At 56.6% G+C, this 20020-nt stretch carries 19 protein-coding genes; 12 read left to right on the top strand and 7 right to left on the bottom strand.

What is annotated here, in order from left to right:
* Window positions 1-26: 26 nt before the first annotated feature.
* The 3 genes from AC5FXY_RS04610 to AC5FXY_RS04600 all read left to right on the top strand — a co-directional run bounded on the left by AC5FXY_RS04610 (window position 27) and on the right by AC5FXY_RS04600 (window position 3431).
* Window positions 27-1841, top strand: coding sequence for a tetratricopeptide repeat protein (locus AC5FXY_RS04610; RefSeq protein ID WP_493555465.1), 1815 nt, complete (start codon window positions 27-29; stop codon window positions 1839-1841).
* Between the two features lie 13 nt (window positions 1842-1854).
* Window positions 1855-2340 (top strand): hypothetical protein, encoded by a 486-nt coding sequence (locus AC5FXY_RS04605; RefSeq protein WP_493555464.1) that lies wholly within the window; start codon window positions 1855-1857, stop codon window positions 2338-2340.
* Window positions 2341-2453: 113 nt separating this feature from the next.
* The gene (locus tag AC5FXY_RS04600; RefSeq protein ID WP_493555463.1) at window positions 2454-3431 is read left to right on the top strand and encodes a pyruvate dehydrogenase complex E1 component subunit beta; all 978 of its coding nucleotides are present in this window, start codon (window positions 2454-2456) and stop codon (window positions 3429-3431) included.
* An 80-nt stretch (window positions 3432-3511) separates the two neighbouring features.
* Here the strand turns inward: AC5FXY_RS04600 and AC5FXY_RS04595 are convergent, their stop codons facing one another.
* On the bottom strand, window positions 3512-4633 hold the full coding sequence (locus AC5FXY_RS04595; RefSeq protein ID WP_493555462.1) for a hypothetical protein: 1122 nt from the start codon (window positions 4631-4633) through the stop codon (window positions 3512-3514).
* Window positions 4634-4945: 312 nt separating this feature from the next.
* Between AC5FXY_RS04595 and AC5FXY_RS04590 the strand changes: the two genes are divergently transcribed.
* On the top strand, window positions 4946-5500 hold the full coding sequence (locus AC5FXY_RS04590) for a DinB family protein (protein ID WP_493555461.1): 555 nt from the start codon (window positions 4946-4948) through the stop codon (window positions 5498-5500).
* A gap of 17 nt (window positions 5501-5517) precedes the next feature.
* On the opposite strand, the gene AC5FXY_RS04585 is transcribed toward AC5FXY_RS04590, so the two are convergent.
* Genes AC5FXY_RS04585 through AC5FXY_RS04575 form a run of 3 tightly spaced genes read right to left on the bottom strand, consistent with a single transcriptional unit; the run spans window position 5518 to window position 7233 of the window.
* Window positions 5518-5976: an acyl-CoA thioesterase gene (locus tag AC5FXY_RS04585; RefSeq protein ID WP_493555460.1), complete on the bottom strand. Its 459-nt coding sequence runs from the start codon at window positions 5974-5976 to the stop codon at window positions 5518-5520.
* A 60-nt stretch (window positions 5977-6036) separates the two neighbouring features.
* Window positions 6037-6765 carry a class I SAM-dependent methyltransferase gene (locus tag AC5FXY_RS04580; protein ID WP_493555459.1) on the bottom strand — a complete coding sequence of 243 codons (729 nt, stop codon included), beginning with the start codon at window positions 6763-6765 and terminating at the stop codon, window positions 6037-6039.
* Between the two features lie 18 nt (window positions 6766-6783).
* A complete protein-coding gene (locus AC5FXY_RS04575) occupies window positions 6784-7233 on the bottom strand; it encodes a DMT family transporter (protein ID WP_493555458.1) in 450 nt (149 codons plus the stop codon).
* Here AC5FXY_RS04575 and AC5FXY_RS04570 point away from each other — a divergent pair.
* Window positions 7196-7516, top strand: a complete 321-nt coding sequence (locus tag AC5FXY_RS04570) for a DUF2256 domain-containing protein (RefSeq protein ID WP_493555457.1) — start codon at window positions 7196-7198, stop codon at window positions 7514-7516. The two genes, AC5FXY_RS04575 and AC5FXY_RS04570, sit on opposite strands and share 38 nt — an antisense overlap.
* A 99-nt stretch (window positions 7517-7615) precedes the next feature.
* Window positions 7616-8014: a hypothetical protein gene (locus AC5FXY_RS04565; RefSeq protein ID WP_493555456.1), complete on the top strand. Its 399-nt coding sequence runs from the start codon at window positions 7616-7618 to the stop codon at window positions 8012-8014.
* 720 nt (window positions 8015-8734) lie between these two features.
* Here AC5FXY_RS04565 and AC5FXY_RS04560 read toward each other — a convergent pair.
* On the bottom strand, window positions 8735-10624 hold the full coding sequence (locus AC5FXY_RS04560) for a CHRD domain-containing protein (protein WP_493555455.1): 1890 nt from the start codon (window positions 10622-10624) through the stop codon (window positions 8735-8737).
* A gap of 228 nt (window positions 10625-10852) precedes the next feature.
* Between AC5FXY_RS04560 and AC5FXY_RS04555 the strand changes: the two genes are divergently transcribed.
* Window positions 10853-11329 (top strand): nucleoside deaminase, encoded by a 477-nt coding sequence (locus AC5FXY_RS04555; protein ID WP_493555454.1) that lies wholly within the window; start codon window positions 10853-10855, stop codon window positions 11327-11329.
* A gap of 118 nt (window positions 11330-11447) precedes the next feature.
* Here AC5FXY_RS04555 and ffh read toward each other — a convergent pair whose 3' ends face one another.
* Entirely contained in the window at window positions 11448-12788 is a 1341-nt protein-coding gene (ffh, locus tag AC5FXY_RS04550; RefSeq protein WP_493555453.1) for a signal recognition particle protein, read from the bottom strand.
* 171 nt (window positions 12789-12959) lie between these two features.
* Here ffh and AC5FXY_RS04545 point away from each other — a divergent pair, with 171 nt between their 5' ends.
* Window positions 12960-14270, top strand: a complete 1311-nt coding sequence (locus AC5FXY_RS04545) for a glycosyltransferase family 4 protein (RefSeq protein ID WP_493555452.1) — start codon at window positions 12960-12962, stop codon at window positions 14268-14270.
* Window positions 14271-14398: 128 nt separating this feature from the next.
* Window positions 14399-14743, top strand: a complete 345-nt coding sequence (locus tag AC5FXY_RS04540; RefSeq protein WP_493555451.1) for a hypothetical protein — start codon at window positions 14399-14401, stop codon at window positions 14741-14743.
* A gap of 5 nt (window positions 14744-14748) precedes the next feature.
* On the opposite strand, the gene AC5FXY_RS04535 is transcribed toward AC5FXY_RS04540, so the two are convergent.
* Window positions 14749-16596 carry a hypothetical protein gene (locus AC5FXY_RS04535; protein WP_493555450.1) on the bottom strand — a complete coding sequence of 616 codons (1848 nt, stop codon included), beginning with the start codon at window positions 16594-16596 and terminating at the stop codon, window positions 14749-14751.
* Window positions 16597-16813: 217 nt separating this feature from the next.
* Between AC5FXY_RS04535 and pseB the strand changes: the two genes are divergently transcribed.
* The 3 genes from pseB (at window position 16814) to AC5FXY_RS04520 (ending at window position 20009) form a co-directional block, all read left to right on the top strand.
* The gene (pseB, locus tag AC5FXY_RS04530; RefSeq protein ID WP_493555449.1) at window positions 16814-17833 is read left to right on the top strand and encodes a UDP-N-acetylglucosamine 4,6-dehydratase (inverting); all 1020 of its coding nucleotides are present in this window, start codon (window positions 16814-16816) and stop codon (window positions 17831-17833) included.
* Between the two features lie 125 nt (window positions 17834-17958).
* Window positions 17959-19128, top strand: coding sequence for a UDP-4-amino-4,6-dideoxy-N-acetyl-beta-L-altrosamine transaminase (gene pseC / locus AC5FXY_RS04525; protein WP_493555448.1), 1170 nt, complete (start codon window positions 17959-17961; stop codon window positions 19126-19128).
* The gene (locus AC5FXY_RS04520) at window positions 19125-20009 is read left to right on the top strand and encodes an aldo/keto reductase (protein ID WP_493555447.1); all 885 of its coding nucleotides are present in this window, start codon (window positions 19125-19127) and stop codon (window positions 20007-20009) included. Before pseC ends, AC5FXY_RS04520 begins: the two co-directional genes overlap by 4 nt.
* The last annotated feature ends 11 nt before the right edge of the window (window positions 20010-20020 follow it).

Below are 20020 nucleotides of genomic sequence, written 5' to 3'. Positions count from 1 at the left end.
TGATTTTGCCGTCTGAATTTCTTCGCATGACAGTTTCGCGCGCCGCGCTCATACGCCTCCTCACTGCCCTTTCGGTAGCTTCGGTTTCTGCTTGTACGCTTCCGCGTGTGTTGCGGGTTGCGCAAGAGGGCCAACAAGTTCAGGTACGGCCGCCGGTGCTGGAAGCCAATGGCGAGAATGTGTTGGCCGAATTGGAGGTACGCGTGCCCGTCAAGCACCTGCGCAAAGGCGTGGCTTACGAGTTGCCCCTCCGCTACCGCTATGATAATGGCCTTCGCGAAGATACCGCCGGTACCGTCCGCTTCGTCAGCGGCGAGTACGTGTACGACGAGCAAGACCGCAATTTTATCATCATCCGAAAGCCCATCAGCTTTCCCTACGAGCCGCGCAAAAACCCCGGCCAGCTCGTGACTGTGCCCCAAGCGCGCCGGCTCAAGTCGGGCGGTAAAGTACTGCGAGCCGAAAAGGAACTGGTCTTGGCGCGGGGTGTGGTGCTGCCTAGTCGCTTAGTGGTGCGTGAGGTGGAGCGCCTCGATTACTTGCCCGAAGCCACCAACCTGGAGCAAGGCGGCACCCGGGTGCTGCCGTTCTTTTTCGACGAAGGCCAGAGTGCCATTCGAAACTACCTCGGCACCAACGTGGCGGCCTTGGAAGAATTTATTGAGGCCAATCAGCGTACCAGCAAGGTCATGATTGTGGCCGGCCACTCGCCCGATTCGCTCGACTCGCACGACCCGCGCCTGGCTGATAAGCGCGTGCAGGCCCTGTTGAGGTACTACAAGAAGCGGCTCGATACAAATTCGTACCTGAACTCGCTGAACTCCGTCAAGTTCGAAACCCAGGCCTACCACCGGCGCTGGGACCTGTTCCTGAACAAGGTGCAGGCATCGGCTTTGAAGCCCGATCAGATCGACTCGGTGGTCATGATCATCAACGAAGCCCCTGGCACCTGGGCACAAAAGGAAAAGAAGCTGCATTCGCTGTCTTTCTTTGATTATCTGGAGCAGTACGTGTACCCAGTAATGCGCTTCGGCACCGTGGCCGTACGCTATACCGCGCCCAAGCGCTTTGAATCAGAAATTTATATTCTCTCGAAGAAAATCGTAGAGAAGCAGATTGAGTCCGACGCCCTTACGCCGGAAGAGCTGCGCTACTCTGCCACGCTTACGCCGCTGCTGGCCGAAAAGCAGAAGATCTATGAAACCGCCGTGGCCACCTCCGGCCGCTGGGAGGCTTACCACAACCTCGGCGTGGTGCTGATGGAACGGGCCGAAAAAGAAGTCAGCAGCAAAGTGCGTCAGGCGTACCTACGCCGCGCGGCTACCAACTTCACCCTGGCCGCCCACCGCAACCCCACGGCCACCATGTTCTACCACGTGGCTACTGCCTACCACCGCGCCGGCGACCGGCTTGAAGCTCTGCAAAACTACGATTACGCCATCAAGCTTGGCGGTCCGCGCTTGATACTGGATAGAGTCTTTGCCGACAAAGCCGCGTTAGAAATAGAAATCGGGCAGGCAGATGATGCCTTACGCAGCATGAGCTACAGCGACAAAACGCTGTACCAAAACGTCATGAACCGCGCCCTCATCTTCCTGACAAAGGAAAACTACGACGGCGCCGCCGAGATTTATCAGGAAGCCTTGACGGTACGCCCCAATGACCCAATGGCCTACTACTGCTTGGCCGTAGTGGCCGCCCGTGCCCAGCGCGAAGGCGACGTGGGCCAGTACCTCCGCCGCGCTGTGCAGCTCGACCGCAGCTACGCCCAAAAAGCCGTGGAAGACCTAGAGTTCCGCAGCTACGCCGGTGGCAAGACGTTTATTGAGGCGCTGCGGTAATCGTTTATTATTAATGCTACGAATACAAAATGATGTAATTCTTTTTGAGGGAGCCTCCCAAAAGGAAGTTGGAAGCGTACGGTCTTCGCCTCCTTTTTCAATCCCAGTTGGTGCAGTTGCTGTCATCGGTTATGCTCCGCGTTTAATTGTCGACGATGAAAGTGGATTTAGTGTGCTGGTAGATTCAGACAAAAAAATTTACTATATCAATAACGATGTACTAACAGCTGAGGAAGCTCTCCTTTTACCCACTGCGTTTGGCTATAACATACAACGCGACACTCCTAATTATGCATTTGAGGACTACACAAAAGGGCTTAGCTCCGTTGTTTTCCCACTCACTCTAAAAGGTCAAGCTCTGTTCGAACGTAGGTCTTGGTTCTCGCCTAAAGGCTTTGCAAAAAACATAGGCTACTTACTCGGTACTGATAAGCCCGTGTGGGAACGACTATCCCATGAAGTCGCTAGTTATATTGATTCGATTGCCCTACAACGGTAATCCTCGTTTCAACTTACTTGCCCACTCCCGCTGCACATTGTAGCTTTACGAGCCGGTTCCGCGTGAACCGGCGAATTTTTCATTGACCTGATTTTCTCTTTCCTGACATCTACATGCGGACGATCCAATTCCGGGAAGCCCTGCGCGAAGCCATGTCCGAGGAAATGCGCCGCGACGCGAGCATTTTCCTGATGGGCGAAGAGGTGGCCGAATACAACGGCGCCTACAAAGTAAGCCAAGGCATGCTCGACGAGTTTGGCCCCGAGCGCGTAATCGACACCCCCATTGCCGAGCTGGGCTTTGCGGGTATCGGTGTGGGCGCGGCCATGAACGGCCTCAAGCCGATCATCGAGTTCATGACCTTCAACTTCTCGCTGGTAGCCATCGACCAGGTCATCAACTCGGCAGCGAAGATGATGTCGATGTCGGGCGGACAGTACACGGTACCCATCGTGTTCCGCGGCCCCACCGGCAATGCGGGCATGTTGTCGTCGCAGCACTCCCAGAACTTCGAGAACTGGTACGCCAATACGCCCGGTCTGAAGGTAGTGGTTCCTTCGAACCCGTACGACGCCAAGGGCTTGCTGAAAGCCGCTATTCGCGACCCAGATCCGGTCATCTTCATGGAATCGGAGTTGATGTACGGTGACAAAGGCGAAGTGCCGGAAGAAGAGTACATCCTAGAAATCGGCAAAGCCAACGTAGTTCGCCAAGGCAAAAACGTTACCATCGTATCGTTTGGCAAGATGATGAAGGTGGCCCTCGCTGCCGCCGACGAGCTGGCCAAAGACGGTATCGAAGCCGAAGTAATCGACCTTCGTTCGGTACGCCCCATCGACTACGCTACGCTCGTGGAGTCGGTGAAGAAAACCAACCGCATGGTGGTGGTAGAAGAAGCTTGGCCGCTGGCCAGCATCAGCTCAGAGCTGGCCTACCACGTACAGCGCTACGCCTTCGATTACCTTGATGCGCCCATCCGCCGCATCACTTCTGCCGATGTGCCCCTGCCCTATGCTCCTACCCTCATCGAGGCGGCGCTACCCAACGTGGCCCGCACGGTGAAAGCAGTAAAAGAGGTACTGTATCGCTAGGCAATAGCCCCCGCAATACTTGTTTGAAAAAGCCCCAGGAGCTACGCTGCTGGGGCTTTTGCTTGTCCTATATATCCGATTTACAGCTCCAGTCCAGCTTCCACCTGAGCAGCCATCAGTAGGCCTAGCGCCAGGAAAGCGCCGTAAGCCAAGGCTATTATCGCCAGACGGGGCCAAGTAGGCTGGAAGCGGCGCAAGGCTTGCGGGCCTGCCAAACTAAATACAGCGAGCAACAGCAGGTGTAGAGGCGCCAAGTAGCGACACTCCATGGCCATAGGCACGGTAACGAATGCCGGCAGTAAAACAGCTGCCACCGCCAACCACTGGCGCAGCGTGAACCGCTGCCAGGCCCGCAAGCTATTAGCTAGAATGAGCAAAGCGCCAAACAACACGGTGTAGTTCAGCACGCGAAAACCCCAGCGGAATGGGCGAACTTCGCGCAGGTAAGGCGTTGGGTATTTTAAGTCCAGTCCGTTGAACACGTGCCGGGCATAAACAGGCGTTAGCGTAAAAGCATTGCTCCCCACAAAACTCAGGTACTCACCGTAACTGGTAAATCCCTGCAGACCCTTGCTACGCAGCAGTTCCTGCCCCGCAGCATCCCGGTACATTGCATTGGGCAGCGGGTAATCCTGCGCAATAGCCGATTCGTATTTCTGCACTTCCAAGCTCCAGCCGAGTTTGCCAAGGTAGATATCCTTCTCAGACGCCGGATTATACTTGGTAAGCACCAAGGGGGTATAGACATTGAACTGCCGCACATTGATCAGAAACTGAGGCAGACTGATCAAGCAGAAACCTAGAATCAACCCAAGGGCCCGTATTGGTCGTGGCGGAACCAACAAGGCCGCCGCTAATAGCATGGGTGAAGCGGTGATATACACCCCGCGCATGTTGATAGCGCCCCCAAGCAAGAAACCGGCAAGAACCGCGTAGCCAACATGGCGCGTCCGGAACAGTAGGTATAGTGCCGTGAGCAACGCTAGCAGCGCCGGAAAGTCGGTCAGGGGAAAATTGAAATAGTCCCGCCAAAACAAGAAGCCGAGCAATACTAGTAGGCCGCGTGAAATCCACGGTAATGAAGTTCCGCCGGAAGCAGCGCGCCAGGTTTCGGGTATTGCCCAGCTGAACAAAGTGGCGGCAGTAATGGCCCCAAGCACCCGAGTAACAGCAATACCATCCACCCCAGTCAGATAAGACACGGCGCGGAATGGGAACAAAAATAAAGGCCACAAATAGCCGCGCACACTATGATTATAGGCTAGAAGATCAAACCTACGCTCGGGGGTTAGGAAGCGCCCGGTCAGTTCCCAATAATTAAAGGAGTCGTAATAAAGCTGCTGATAACCCGACCACGGTAAGTATATGAGGTAGCCAAGTAGCGTGGCAAGGGTGAATAAGAGGACAAGTTGCTTGTCGGATAAACGGAACCGAGCAGAGGGCATAGACGGACAAAGGTGTACCTTTTGGGCCAAGCTAGCGGCACATTTGCCGTGGATTCTGCCTAATTACTTATGAATCATCGCCTGCACTTGCGTTTCGAACAGCTTGAAAGCGCCACCGAGCAGCTATTACGCACCGCCGAAAGCATGGGAAGCCGTGCCCATACTGCGCCGGCAGCGGGGCAATGGTCGGCAGCGCATGTGGTGCATCACCTCATGGTATCAGAGGAAGCCATCGGTCAATACTTGGAGCACAAGCTGCGCGAACAATCAGAGCTTAAGAAAGGCGACTTCAAGGCCAAGCTGCGCTCTTCGCTGTTGCACTTCATGCTGCGCCTGCCCGGTATGAAGTTCAAGGCCCCTAGCCGGGTAGCGGCCCTCACCCCCGCCGATGCCCAGGAACTGCCGCTGCTGGCCGATATGCGCAAGCAGTGGGGCGGCACCCGGCGCCGGCTGGAACGTTTGCTCAATGAATACCCCAGCGGGCTGATGGGTCACGCCATTTTCAAGCATCCACGCGCAGGCATGCTTACCATTCAGCAGACGCTGAACTTTATGCATGACCACGTGTTGCACCATCGGCAGCAGCTGGCGCGCATCAGCAAGGCACTAGGCCAAGCTGCCTAGTCAGCGCACCTTCGCTCCTACTGATCGGCCGCTTTGGGGCTGCGTTCGATTTCGGCGTAGCTGCTGTGGCGCTCGAGCTTGATCATGGCATCGGCCAGTTCTTGGGGCGGCATGGTTAGTTTGCGCTGCCGCAGATCCAACCACGCCCCATCTACGGTGATAATGGCCGACGGCCGACCGTCGGCTTTGTAAATCGTGTGCACAATGCGCCAGCGGCTGCCATCGGCGCTAACCCCAGCCAGCTCCGCTCCTACTTTAATTGTTTCGTTCGGGCTGATTTCCTTGAGAAAGCGTGTGTCTTCGCGAAACAGGATGGGCCCAATACCAAGCTGGGCAAACCTATCCAGCGGGAAGCCGACATCAGACAGAAAATCAAGGCGCAACTGTGCGGCGTAGTCGTTGTAAGCCGAGTGGCGCATGTGGCCGTTAGGGTCGAGGTCGGCCCAACGAATGGGGTAGTGCTTGAAGTACTGCATCAGTAGAGATGAACTGCTCAGCCCAATCAGGGGTGAGGGACTTACGCATGAAACTGCGTTTTAGCTGCGCCGGGTAAGGCGCACCAAGAATTGCTGCTGTTCGTCCTCAGCTACAAACTCGACGTCGTAACCAGCAGCTTCGGCGTAGTCCTGCACGATGGTGGGGTCGGCAAAGAGCCAGTCGAAGTGTGCGCCGGTTTGCTCGCCGTAGCTCATCTGGTAATCAACCTCCCCGTAGTAAGGACCGTTCAGGTTAAAATTGAGCGCTCCGTCTTCGTCTTCGAACACGTAACTGATATCGGAGCTGGTGGCCAGGATTTGTCCGCCAGGTGTGAGCAGGCCATAAGCCTGCGTCAGGAACCGCTCCAGCCCTTCGAGCGTGCCCACGAGGCCCAGCCCGTTCATCAGCATCAGAATGGTGTCGTACCGTTCGTCGGTGGTATCGGCGCTGAGCTCGAATATGTCGTGGCAGGCCACTTCCAGTACGCCGCGCTGCTGCATTACCTGCACAGCGCCCGCCGAAGCATCAATGGCTTTGACGTGGAAGCCGCGGTTCTGAAGTTCCAGGGCATGAGCACCCGCGCCCGCGCCCAAATCCAGCACCCGACCCCGGCATTCGTCCAAGGCAACACGCTCCAATTCGGGCATTTCCCAGAGCGTGCGGAAGAAATACTTGGCGGGCAGCGGCTCGTCCTCGGCCACGTTGCTGTGTACCGTGAGTTCGGCGTTGGCAGTGCCCGCAACGTAATCGAGCAGAGCACTCCCAATAGGATCAAAAGCAGTGGCCATAATGGCAAGTTTGGGGAATTAGAAGCGGCGGATGATAAGTACGCCCGACAACAGCAAAAGTATACCAGCCACGCGGCCCAGCGTGATGCGCTGCACGGGCAAACCAAAGAAGCCAAAATGATCCAGCAGGATGGACAGCAACAACTGTCCGGCAATCAGCAAACCAAATGTGAGGGCCACGCCCAGCCGCGGCGTGAGCAGGGTGACGGATGCCACATACAGTGCCCCGATAATACCGCCCACCCATACCACTGGTGGCTGGGTACGGGCGGCCTCTACCAGCCCACTCGGCCGCATGCCCGAGCCGGCGGCCATTAGCAATAGTGTAATGGTGCCAATGGCAAAGGAGGCCAATGCAGCAACGATCGGGCCGCCGGCCGCGCGGGCCAGCCGGGCATTGAGGGCCGCTTGTACAGGCAACAAGGCTCCCATGCTCACGGAGAGCAGCATCAACAACAAACGATTCATAAGCCGGGAAAAGGAAAAAACGCGGCAAGTTAGCCACAACTTTCGGCCTACCGGGTGGTTTGCAACGGTATTCCCCACCACAGAATCACCGATGTCCTCCCCTTCATCTCCCAAACGCTTCAGCAAGAGCACCCTGCCAACCAAGCTCTGCGCTACCTGCGGACGCCCTTTTTCCTGGCGCAAAAAGTGGAGCCGCTGCTGGGATGAAGTAAAATACTGCGGTGAAAAGTGTCAGCGAAACCGTCTGACGAGCGGACCGAGTACAGAAATGTCAGGCTATTAACGTTTGAAGGAACGGGCTGATGCAGCGGCCTTTACCGAGCGTCGTGTATCCTTGAGCTTGCAGCTTGCGTTGACTAGTTCACACCACCATACTCCAACCATGGCCTCCAATCTGGACTACCTCAACCCCAATCTGCTTCCGTTGGAAGAGAAAGTAACAGCTTATCTGGAAGCTCAGGAGGAGCTAAATTACGCTGAGACGGAAGCCCGCACTCAGCAGGCCGACACGCAAGAAACAGTATTTACCGAGGCCTCTTCTGAACTATCGCACCGCTCCGATGCTAGTGGTAATGAGCAACATCCTAATGAGGTGCAGCAGCGAATAGCTACGCTACAAACCCGCTTGGAACAGCTGCGCGACGATATTTTAAACTTGCTACCCACCCGTGATGAGTGGGTAAAAGTGAACCTGGGCTACGGCCCCAGCCGCGTCGGGGCTTTCCGCCTCGACAACTCCGCCGAAGGCGCCCCTCAATACCTGATCCGCGTGGTGCACTGAGCCCACTGGTCCTTTGCCCTAGCGGTTTGACGAATTTTATGCAACTCCTTGATTAAGGGAGCTTAGCGCTGTTTAGCTGCTTTTGCAGAAGTTTCGTACAACCCGCAAACTCTCCACATCCATGCCACCGAAGCCACACCCCTCCTTATTGGAGTTGCAACACTTACATGACCAATTAATGGGCTTGTCAGAATTTTTGGCAGCCGACCACGAAGTACTGCGGCAATTGCCGACAAAGGCCTTACCAGTGCTGACCCGGCTGGAATCCCAGGATATGTCGGTACCGTGGCTCCGGCAGGTACGTGCGAGTCGAGAGCTGCTGGAAATGGCAGCTGCCGAAACCGTCAAGCCACTGCCGCAATGGCGCTTAGTATTGACGGCTCTCAACGCCGCCTTATACCCTTGGGCACACCTGCCGCAAGTTCCCTCTCAAAGAATGTCCGGACAGTAGTCCATGAATGATCTACTAGCCGTCTTCGCTTGCACCACTAACCTCTTAGCTGAAGGCTTTTGTTGCGGTATAATTTTATGCAGATGAGTTTTCATTTGCAGTTACGAGGGAGGCATATAACTCCTTATGCAAGTTGAACCTCACTACTAATTAGTATCATATTTTGGAGCTCAAAGGCTTTGAACCCAAACACAAGTAGTTGATTACCAGCAATAAAAAAAGGGCAGCTAGGAGCCGCCCTCTTTTCCACAACCAAAACACCTAAAAAACTATTCTTTCACAAATTTAGTGACAATCTTCGTGCCAGACACATTTAGTGTCACAAAATATATTCCGGCCTTCAAACTGTTTACAACAAGAGCCACTTGATGGCGCCCGGGTTGCACGTTCACTCCTTGTGAAAGAACTTCGCGACCCAACACATCGGAGATTGAGATAGTGCCCGAATCCGTCACTCGGCCTTCAAAATTTATTTGAAGCTGATTCTGAGCTGGATTGGGGTGGATTCCGAATGTTTCGGCGACAACGGCCGCTGGTTGTGCTGAGAGTACCCGACTGAGGTTGCGGGCCCCGCGCAGCACCTGCCCCCGAATTTCGCCGCCAGGGAATTGGGCCGTGTGGATGTTCACGTACATGCTGTCGCGCCGGAACTGCACGGAACGGCGCAGCGTGAACGGCCGAGCTGCGTTAGGCGCAGCATTGGTGGGTTTCCAGAATCCTTCGGCCGCCATGCCGTTGCTGGCGTTGTTAAAGAAGGGCATCAGATCAAATACCACCGGCCCAGCTTGGCGCAGCAGCCCGGTGTGAAAATGCCCCATGGAAGCGGGGCCGGTGAGTCCGCCCCATACCATGGCAAAGTGCGCGTTGGTCTGGTCGCGGTCTATGGAGACGTAACCAGCGCCATACCCAGTGGTGTTTACAGGCGTGGGGGCTTCTTGCTGGCCGTTCATGGCGAAGGTGTACCCCTCGCGGGCCAGTCGGTATACCTGCCCGCGTATTTCTCCGGCAGGATTGGCAACGGTAGTAAACACCAGGTTGGCTCCCCCTTGCAAGAACAGATTAACAGCTGCAGTATTTAGCCCCGTGAGGTTGACCGAAAAGGTGTTGGGCGTGTTGGCTGGAATAGGCACTGATACCAGCGCAGTTCCAGCATTGGCTTGGCCAGCGTCGTTGGCAAACAGCTGGAGCGCAATGGGCGGGCCGCTCAGGCCGGTGTGGGAAATGGCAATTCGCAGGGTATCAAAGGTGGTATTGAGCCGTAGCACGGCCACACCCTTGGCATTGGTGGCTACGGCCGGCACCATCTGACTGCCATCTAGGCGGGCATCGTGGGCGAGTGACCGAACCGTGGGCAGCACCTGCCCCCGAATCTCGCCACCGGGGTTTGCTGCCGTGTGCACGTTGATGTAAATCTGACCAGCTGTCAGGGCCGTCAGAAAAGCAGGCGTCGGGACGATTTCTCCCTCGATTACATTGCCAGTCAGGAATGGCCCAAGGTCAACGATTACCGGACCATTGACGCCTACTGCCCCTGTATGAAAATGAGCACCCGTAACGGGGCCGCTCAGTCCCGAAAACACCACCCGAAACTTAAACAGACTACGGTCTTGGCTTAGGTTGAAGGTACCTAGGCCATTAGCAGTGGTGTTTACGGGCGGTACCTCCTGCGCGCCGTTGAGGGTAGCGGCATATTCGGTGTCCGATTCTATTTCAATTTGTCCACGTATTTCGCCACCAGGGTTGGCCGCAGTATGTACGTTTATGTAGTACTCACCGCGCAAGTATTTGCTGATTTTGGTTCGGTCGATGTCGGCTCCGGTGAGAAAGCCCTGCATGCGGTTGCCGCGCAAAAACTGCTGCAGATTCGTGATAATCGGGCCATTCACGCCGCGGGCCCCGTCATGCACGTGGGCGCCGGTAATGGGGCCGCTCAGGCCGTTAAAGGCAGCCGTGATATACAGTGTATCGCGGTTCGGACTAAACGTGAAGCTCGCTACGCCGCGAGCCGTAGTATTTACCACTGGTACTTCCTGAGCGCCGGATAACTGGGCGCCCAGCAGTAGATGGGGCCGCAAATGATCGGCGCTGGCCTGGGCTGTAAACAGCAGCAATAGTGCTGGCAGCAGTCCGTTTCGAAAAAGGGTATGCAGTAGTTTCATCGAATTGGGAGTTGGTTGTGACGAAATGATGACAAGTGTTTTGGTTGGTGTGTTGAGCCTATTGGGTTAGCAGAAGCCATACATAAGCTTCTGATTGTCTGCCTTAAGCACGGCATTAGTTTCGTTAACTACAATCCCAACCCTGGAAAGTTATATCTAAGCTTACTGCCTAGTTTCTATAGCTTGCCTCGCCACCCGTTACTTTTGCGTGTTCATTCCCTTGCCACTATGGATACTCCCAATCCCGAATTCATGCGTGAGGCTATTCGCCTCTCCATCGAGCAGATGCAGGCCGGCCACGGTGGCCCTTTTGGCGCCGTAGTAGTCAGAAACGGTCAGATTATAGCCCGCGGCTTCAACCAAGTCACCAGCACCAACGACCCAACGTGCCACGCCGAGGTCGATGCCATTCGTAAAGCCTGCAAAGAACTCGGCACCTTCCAGCTCGACGACTGCGACCTATACACCAGCTGCGAGCCGTGCCCCATGTGCCTGGGTGCTATTTACTGGGCCCGTCCCCGCCGCGTGTTCTACGGCAACACCAAGCAAGATGCCGCTGCCATCGGCTTCGACGACCAGTTCATCTACGACGAAATCGAGAAGCCTCTCCCCGACCGTGGCATACCCATGCAGCAAATGCTGCGCGACGAAGCCTTAGCCGGCTTCCGTGCTTGGGAGCAACACGAAGGAAAAACGGAGTATTAGTGTTTCTACAGTACCCTTTACGGGTTGCTGTGTTACGAAAAAGGCCCGCGACTTTCGTCGCGGGCCTTTTCTTTACTGCTAAATAATAGGAGCACGGGAATTATGCTTCGAGCGCACTCTACCGGCGCATGCCCATCATCTTGGCCATCTGAGCCATGCCGCCTTTGGTCTGGCTCATTTTGTTCATGGTGCGCATCATCTTGCGCATCTCGTCGAATTGTTTCATTAGGTTATTTACCTGCTGAATGCCCTGCCCCGAACCAGCCGCTAAGCGCTTGCGGCGCGAACCGTTGATCAGGTCAGGGTTGGCGCGCTCCTGCGGGGTCATGCTCTTAATGATAGCCTCGATTGGCTTGAAGGCGTCATCGTCGATTTCAACATCCTTCATGGCCTTGCCCATGCCAGGAATCATGCCCACCAGATCCTTCAGGTTGCCCATCTTCTTGATCTGCTCCAGCTGGGAGAGGAAGTCGTCGAAGTTGAACTGGTTTTTGCGGATCTTCTGGTTGATGCGCTTGGCTTCTTCCTCGTCAAACTGCTGCTGCGCGCGTTCTACCAGCGAAATCACGTCGCCCATGCCCAAAATGCGCTGGGCCATGCGGTCGGGGTAGAACAAGTCCAGCGCCTCCATCTTCTCGCCCGTCGAGATGAACTTGATGGGTTTTTCGACCACGGCCCGGATAGACAGGGCCGCGCCGCCGCGGGAGTCACCGTCGAGCTTGGTGAGCACCACGCCGTCGAAGTTGATCCGTTCGTTGAAGGTCTTGGCCGTGTTCACGGCGTCCTGACCGGTCATGGAATCGACCACAAACAGGGTTTCAGAGGGGTTGATGGCCCGCTTCACCTGCTCGATTTCCTTCATCATCTGCTCATCCACGGCCAAACGGCCAGCGGTGTCGATGATGACCACCTTCTTGTTGTTCTGCTTGGCGTACTGGATAGCGTTTTGGGCTATCTGTACGGGATTCTTGTTCTCCACTTCGGAGTACACCTCCACACCAATCTGCTCGCCCAGAACTTTCAGCTGGTCGATAGCGGCCGGTCGGTATACGTCGGCCGCCACGAGCAGCACGTTGCGGTTCTGCTTCTTAATGAATGCAGCGAGTTTGCCGGCGAAGGTAGTTTTACCCGAGCCCTGCAGACCCGACAGCAATACCACGGCCGGTTCGCCTTTGATGACGATGTCCTGCTTTTCGCCGCCCATCAATTGGGTCAGCTCGTCGTAGACAATCTTCACCATCAGCTGGCCCGGCGATACTGCAGTGAGTACCTCGCGGCCCATGGCCTCGTCTTTGATCTTGTCGGTAACCTCCTTGGCTACCTTGTAGTTGACGTCGGCATCAACCAGCGCACGGCGAATTTCCTTTACCGTCGAGGCAACGTTGATTTCGGTGATGCTGCCTTGGCCTTTCAGGGTTTTGAAGGCGCGGTCGAGCTTGGTAGATAAATTATCAAACATGGGTTGTGCGTAGCAAAGGAATGCTTGGGGCAGAAAGCCTGGCGCCGGATCAAGTACCCGCCACGCAGGCATGGGCACTTAGGACACCAAGCACAAAAATAGCCACAAAACCATGAATGCCGGTTTCGTGATTTACTTTCGCTTTTCCGTAACACCAAAAATCGCCTCGCTGTGCCCGCGCCGCTTCGTTTGCTGGTTATTACGTACTACTGGCCGCCCTCTGGCGGGGCCGGGGTGCAGCGCTGTTTGAAGTGGGTAAAGCACCTACCCGAAATGGGCGTTGAGCCCACGGTCATCACCGTCGATCCGACTTTGGCGGCGTATCCGGTGCTGGATCATTCTCTGGAGGCCGATGTACCGCCGGGTGTGCGGGTACTGCGTACGGGCACGCGGGAGCCTTTCGGGGCGTACCAAAAGCTAACGAAACGACCTATTCCGCACGGTGGGTTTGCCAATGAAGGCCGGCCCTCACTGGCGCAGCGGATGGCTCGTTTTGTTCGCGGCAATGTATTTATACCCGACCCACGCCGGGGTTGGAACAGCTTCGTAATGAAGCAAGTGGCCGACCTGATACGCCAAGGCGAGCAATTTGACGCCGTGCTCACCTCTTCGCCCCCGCATTCCACCCAGCTTATCGGCCTGGAGCTGAAGCGCCGCTATGGCTTGCGCTGGCTCGCCGACATGCGCGACCCGTGGACCGACATCTATTACAACCAAGCTCTGCACCGCACCGCCCTGGCCCGCCGCATTGATGCTAACTACGAGCGGCAAGTGCTGGAAGGCGCCGACGTGGTCATCACCACCAGCGCCGATACGCGGCGTCTGCTGCTGGGTAAGGCATCGGGACTACCGACAAAGAAGTTTGTGGTATTGCCCAACGGCTACGACGAAGCTGATTTTCGACTACCCTCTGCCCCACCCGCCGATCAGCTGATGATAACTTACGTGGGTACCATCACGGGGCAGTACCACATCGGGCCGTTTCTGCAGGAATTGGCGGCATGCATCGCACGGCATCCGCAAGTGCCGCTGCGGCTGCGCTTTGTAGGGCGCGTGGGCAAAGAAGTAGAACGTCAAATCGATGAAGCAGGCTTGCAGCACCATACCGAACTGGTGGAATTCGTGCCGCACGACGAAGCCGTGGGCTACATGCTGCGCAGCACCGTGCTGCTGCTAGCCATTCCTGATGTACCGCACAACCTGGGCATTCTGCCGGGTAAGGTGTTCGAATACATGGCCGCTAACAAGCCTATTCTGTGCATCGGCCCCACAGCCTGCGACGCGGCGCATATCCTGGATGAAGCCCACGCCGGCCACACCTTCGCCTACGACGACCGTACCGACATGCGCGAGCAGTTGGAGCAGTTGGTAACGGCCTGGCAGCAGAACCCCAATTTGGACTTGCCGGCCTTCAGCCACGCGCGCTACTCGCGCCGCGCGCTTACCAAACGGCTGGCGGGGTTGATTGTGCCAGCTAAGTAAAATCGTGACGGGTTATGGTATTTCCACCTAGGAACGCCCTCCGGAGCGCTGCCTACTTTTTCTTTGTTCTGTCATTTTGCTCTTCGGCTTGCCAGCCCAAAAAGCAGCGCCTGCAAGAGTTCGTTGCAGTGGAGGCCATCGATTCGGTGATTATCCGAAACAGTTCCGGCGTACATAAGCTGACGGCTACAGAAATGCGGGATTTTAAGGGTCGGTTTGGCGCTATGATTTATCAACCTAATACATCATTAAAGGTCGGCGCCATAAACTTAGATGTCTTTTTGAACGGAAGGGCTTATCCTTTAAGAGGATCTACGCATGGGCAATACTTAGAAATCGACTTCAACTTATTCAGTGACAAAGGTCGACTGTTGCGCCAACCCGATCCTGTAGAACCGTTTGTCTTCTTCAAATTTGACCGGCCGACTAATTTGGACAACTATAGAGCACAGCCAGTAGCTAAGCAGCGCTGATTCCATTAGCTCAACAACCGGTCCCACACTTTGCGCACCGGTTTGGGCAGTGCATCCAAGACCGAAGCTCGCAGCTGACCCAGCGTGGAGCGGCTAAGCGCACGGCCTTGCCACTGGGCTAGTTGGGCGGCCAGCTTTTCCGCAATGGCTTTATAGTGTGGGCGCTGGTAGTGCCGCAGGTTATTGGTCACATCGGCGCGGCTGCGCACAATGTCGCGCACATCTACTAGGAAGCAATTCGGCGTACGGGCCGCGAATTCGGCAAGCGCCGCATTCATCAGCCGGTGCCGCTCTGCCGCTCCGGTTTCGGAGGATTCAGGTACTTCCACTTCAGCTCCGGTGAGCAACAGCAACGGCACGGTGGCGGCCAACTGCTGGCGCAGCCAAGTCAGATTCTGCAGGAAACGGTCCGGTGTAAGCGGGCCGGTGTAAATAAAGTCCTGCTGAAAGCGTCGCAGGAAAGCCTCACCCATGCCTCTGAACTTTCGCTGCGCGTAGCGTTGGGCCTGTGCCACTGGGTCGGCGGCCGTCAGATCATGATAGCCACCGAACGGGATGAGCAAACCTGTGACTTTCTCCTGATACAAGTCCTGGGTATAGTCCATCAGCGGGCTATATACCACGGCATCGTATTGCTCGGTCCACAGCCGGGGCTGGAATGCATCGGCGTCCAGAAATGGTAACGAAGCCGCCAAACGCTGTTGCTCGGCCGTAGGCAGTGTACGACTCAGGCGTAACAGTTCCGTGTGCTCGGTGTGGACGGGTATCTGATGCTCGTTGACGTAGTTAAAATCTTCCACCACGTCTACCTGATAGGTCTGCAGGTAGGGCGTGAGCTGGCCCAGGTCGCAGCCGCCCTTGAGCAGGATGCGCAGCCGAGGCTTATCAGGTGCGGCCGAAGGCAGTACCGCTATTGGGGCAGCGGTTTCGTGAGTAATCCAATCCGGTTGCTCTACCGGGTTGAGCGGCGTAGCTACGTCCCCTTGCACTTGCAACAGCGGAAAACCCAGGTGCGCATAGGTCCACTGCTCCACGCCGAGGTGCAGAATGCGGCAGCTGAAAGTAAACTGTTCCAGCACATTAGTTAGCGTATTCAGGCAATACACCCCCACCAGGCCGTAGTCGCCGAACTGGTCGCGCACGCGCACGCTGCCCCAGCGCAAGTGGGGCTGCGGCAGCTGGGCTTCCAGCTCTGGCACAGCCAAGCGCTGCTTGGTGTAGTTAAGCTGATTCGAACGATTGATCAGTTCGTCGATGCGGGGCAAATCGGGCCGCATGGCTTCGGGGCCTTCGCGCAGTTCTACACGCACGTTGGCGGCGCGCAGAAAAGCAAGATTGTCGCCTTGATACTCGGCGCGGGCCTGTTGTTGCCGCTCCAGCAAACGATACTGCTCCAGGCGGGCATACGTGGGGTCAGGCTTGCCCAGCGATGAGAGGTGGGCCGTCAGCTCAGGCAGTTCCGCGGGGTCGGCTACTTGCAGCTGCGGGTTGTAGTGCAGCGCTTCGGCCCGGTTGATGGGGTTATCATCCAGAAACAATGCGTTGGGTGCCCGAAGCTGCATATCCTGCAGCAGCTGTTGGATTACAGGGCCCTTGGGCTGCCAGCTCACCCGCAGAAACACAAACAAGTCGCGCATGCCTAGCTCGGTAAGTTTGGCCTCGGCCGGCGCCAGGTCGTTTTTGCTGACAATGGTGTGAATAATACCCCGGGCCACTGTGGCGCGCACCAGTGCTTCATTTTCAGCAATAGCTTCTATCTCTCCTTCTGACAGCGTTCCACGCCAGAACGTATCATCCAGGTCCCAGATGATGAGCTTGATGGAGTCAGGGAATGATTTCTGCGAAGCTGTCATCGAAAGTGTACAAACCGAAGGAAGGCGTGAACCAAGGGCTCAGCACGCTGGGTTGAAGTTACCCGGACGCGCGTTGTGCTGGCGTGGTAAGCTCCTTTGCAGTGCTCAGGACACGAAGCGACGCGGGTACGGCCCGGCAAAACTACGCAAACCCCGCCCCGATTGCCTACTTTTGCCTTCTTGCCACCACTGCGTAGCAAGCTACATTTACCCTTGCATGGCCCTCGACCTCAACCATAAGTCTATCCTGCTGACCGGCGGCACCGGCTCGTTCGGCAAACAATTCGTGCAGCTTGTCTTGGAACGCTACCCCGATGTGAAGCGCTTGGTGGTGTTCTCGCGCGACGAGTTGAAACAGTATGAAATGGCCCAGCACTTCCCGCAGGAGAAGTACCCGGCGATGCGCTACTTTATCGGCGATGTGCGCGACCCGGAGCGCATGAAGCGCGCCTGCGAAGGCATCGACATCATCGTGCACGCCGCGGCTCTCAAGCAGGTGCCTGCTGCTGAGTACAACCCGATGGAGTGCATCAAGACCAACATCTTCGGGGCCGAAAATGTGATTAACGCCGCCCTGGACTGCGGCGTGAAGGATGTGGTGGCCCTGAGCACCGACAAAGCGGCGGCTCCCATCAACCTGTACGGTGCCACCAAGCTGTGCTCTGACAAGCTTTTCGTAGCGGCCAACAACATGAAAGGCTCACGCGATTTGCGCTTCTCAGTGGTGCGTTACGGCAATGTAATCGGTTCGCGCGGCTCCGTGGTGCCCTTTTTTCTGCAGCAGCGGCAGAAAGGTGTACTGCCCATCACGCACCCCGACATGACACGCTTCAACATTTCCCTGGAGGAAGGTGTTGACCTAGTGCTGTATGCGCTGGAGCATTCCTGGGGCGGCGAAATCTTTGTACCAAAGATTCCCTCCTACAAAATCACCGAGCTGGCCACGGCCATTGGCCCGGAGTGTCAGCAGGAAATCGTGGGCATCCGCCCCGGCGAAAAGCTGCACGAGGAAATGATTACCGAAACGGATGCGCTGAGCACCGTGGAGCTGGAGAAGTATTACGTGATTCTGCCCTCTACCCCGCCGTGGAGCGTGGATAAGTTTATTGCGCATTTCAACGGCAAGCGCGTGCCGCTGGGCTTCCACTACGATTCGGCCAATAACACTGAGTGGCTGGATGCCGAGCAGCTGCGTGAAGAAATCCGTCTGCACGTCGACCCCGCATTTCAGGCATAAAGCCCGCCACAGTTACATCGACGGCAACGCCGCTCCTCTTGCTGGAGCGCTGTTGCCGTCGATTACTTTTCCGGCTTTCCGTCGCTGACTTGTTGCTTGCCCCGGAGCCTTATCTTTGATCTAACATGAATACCCAGACTTTCCGCCCCATCCCCTACGGCCGCCAGCACATCACCGACGCCGACGTGCAAGCCGTTATCGAAACGCTGCAATCGGACTTCCTGACGCAAGGCCCGAAGGTGGCCGAGTTTGAGCAGGCGTTTGCGAAGTACATCGGGGTGGAACACGCTGTGGCGGTAAGCAACGGCACGGCGGCCCTGCACCTCTGCGCATTGGCGCTGGGCGTGCAGCCAGGACAGCGCGTCATCACCACGCCCATCACTTTTGCCGCCTCGGCCAACTGCATTCGCTACTGCGGCGGCGAGGTGCATTTCGTCGACATCGACCCCGCCACGGCGCTCATCGACCTAAAGGCGGTGCGCCAGCTATTGGAGCAGCACCCAAAAGGCCATTTTCACGGGCTGGTGCCGGTGGATTTTGCCGGCCTGCCAGTTGATCTGGAAGAAGCCCGGCAGCTGGCTGATGAGTTTGGGCTGTGGATTATCGAGGATGCCTGCCATGCGCCGGGGGGCTTTTTTGCCGATAGCCAAGGACAAGAGCAACGTTGCGGCAGCGGGCAGCTGGCCGATCTGGCCATTTTCTCCTTTCACCCGGTTAAGCACATTGCTACGGGCGAAGGCGGCATGATTACCACCAACCGCCGCGACTTGTACGAGCAGCTTTTGTTGCTTCGTACCCACGGCATCACCCGCGACCCGGCCTGTCTAACCCGCCCCGACGAAGGAGGCTGGTACTACGAGATGCAGGAACTCGGCTACAACTACCGCATGCCCGATATGCTTTGCGCTTTGGGCATTACACAGCTGCAACGGGCCGATGAAGGCCTCATGCGGCGGCGTCAGTTGGCAGCGCAGTACGATGCTGCTTTCGCTGAAGTGGCTGGGGTGACGCCGCTGGCCGGCTCGGCAGGGCATGCTTACCACCTGTACGTCATCAAAGTAGCGGACCGCCGCGGCCTGTACGACTTCCTGCGCACCCGTCAGATCTTCGCACAGGTGCATTACATCCCGGTGCACACCATGCCCTATTATCAGCAGCTGGGTTGGAAAACTGGTGATTTTCCAAACGCTGAGGCTTACTACGCGCGTTGCCTGAGCCTGCCTATGTTCCCCAGCCTCACCGATGAGGAGCAACGATACGTGGTCGATACGGTGACGGAATTTTTGGCGCAATGACCGCAGAAGAGTTCGTAGCCAAACTGGCGCTGGGAACCGTACAGTTTGGTCTGGCCTACGGCATCAACAATACCCAAGGCCGCCCCAGCGACGAGACGGTTGACGGTATTCTGGCGGAAGCTGCCAAAGCCGGTATCAGCCTACTCGACACGGCCACGGCTTACGGCGACAGCGAAGCCCGCCTGGGCCAATGGCTGAGCAGCCACGCTCATGCATTTCGGCTGGTAACCAAAGTAGGAGCATCTGACCCGGCATCGGTATACCAAGCCATACAGGCTTCTTTACTGCGACTACAACAGCCAGCAGTACACGGAGTCTTATTTCACGATTTTGGGGCGCTGAAACGGCAACCAGAGGCTTGGGAGGGCCTACTTGCGGCCAAGGCTGACGGGCTAACGCAGGGCATTGGCATTTCGCTGTATCACCCGTGGCAAGCCGAGTGGCTATTGGCAGAAGGGATGGCAGCAGACGCGGTGCAGATTCCATTTAACGTCTTGGATCAGCGCTTCAGCCGGCTGATGCCGCAACTGGCGGCCCAGGGTACTGAGGTGCACGTGCGCTCGGCCTTTCTGCAAGGCTTGCTTCTTAGACCGCTTGACACGCTCCCGCCTTTTTTCGAGCCGCTACGGCCTAAGCTCCAACACCTACGGGAAATCGTGAATGCCAGTGGCTTCCCACTAGAAGCGGCTTTGTTACTGTTTGTGGCCGCGGCTCCAGGCGTGGGTCGCGTAGTTATTGGGGTAGATTCAGCGGAAAATCTGCGCGCCAATCTTGAAGCCCGCCACTATGTTGCCGCTTTCACCGCGCTGCAGCCCCAGTTACAGAAGTTGGCAGAGGCTACTGAAACATTCATCTTACCCTACAACTGGCCTGCACGTTAGTCAGTTAATAA

The organism is Hymenobacter sp. FMD4 (assembly GCF_058932745.1).
The sequence above is the reverse complement of the archived record's forward strand: the minus strand, read 5'-3'. Positions and strand labels throughout refer to the sequence as shown.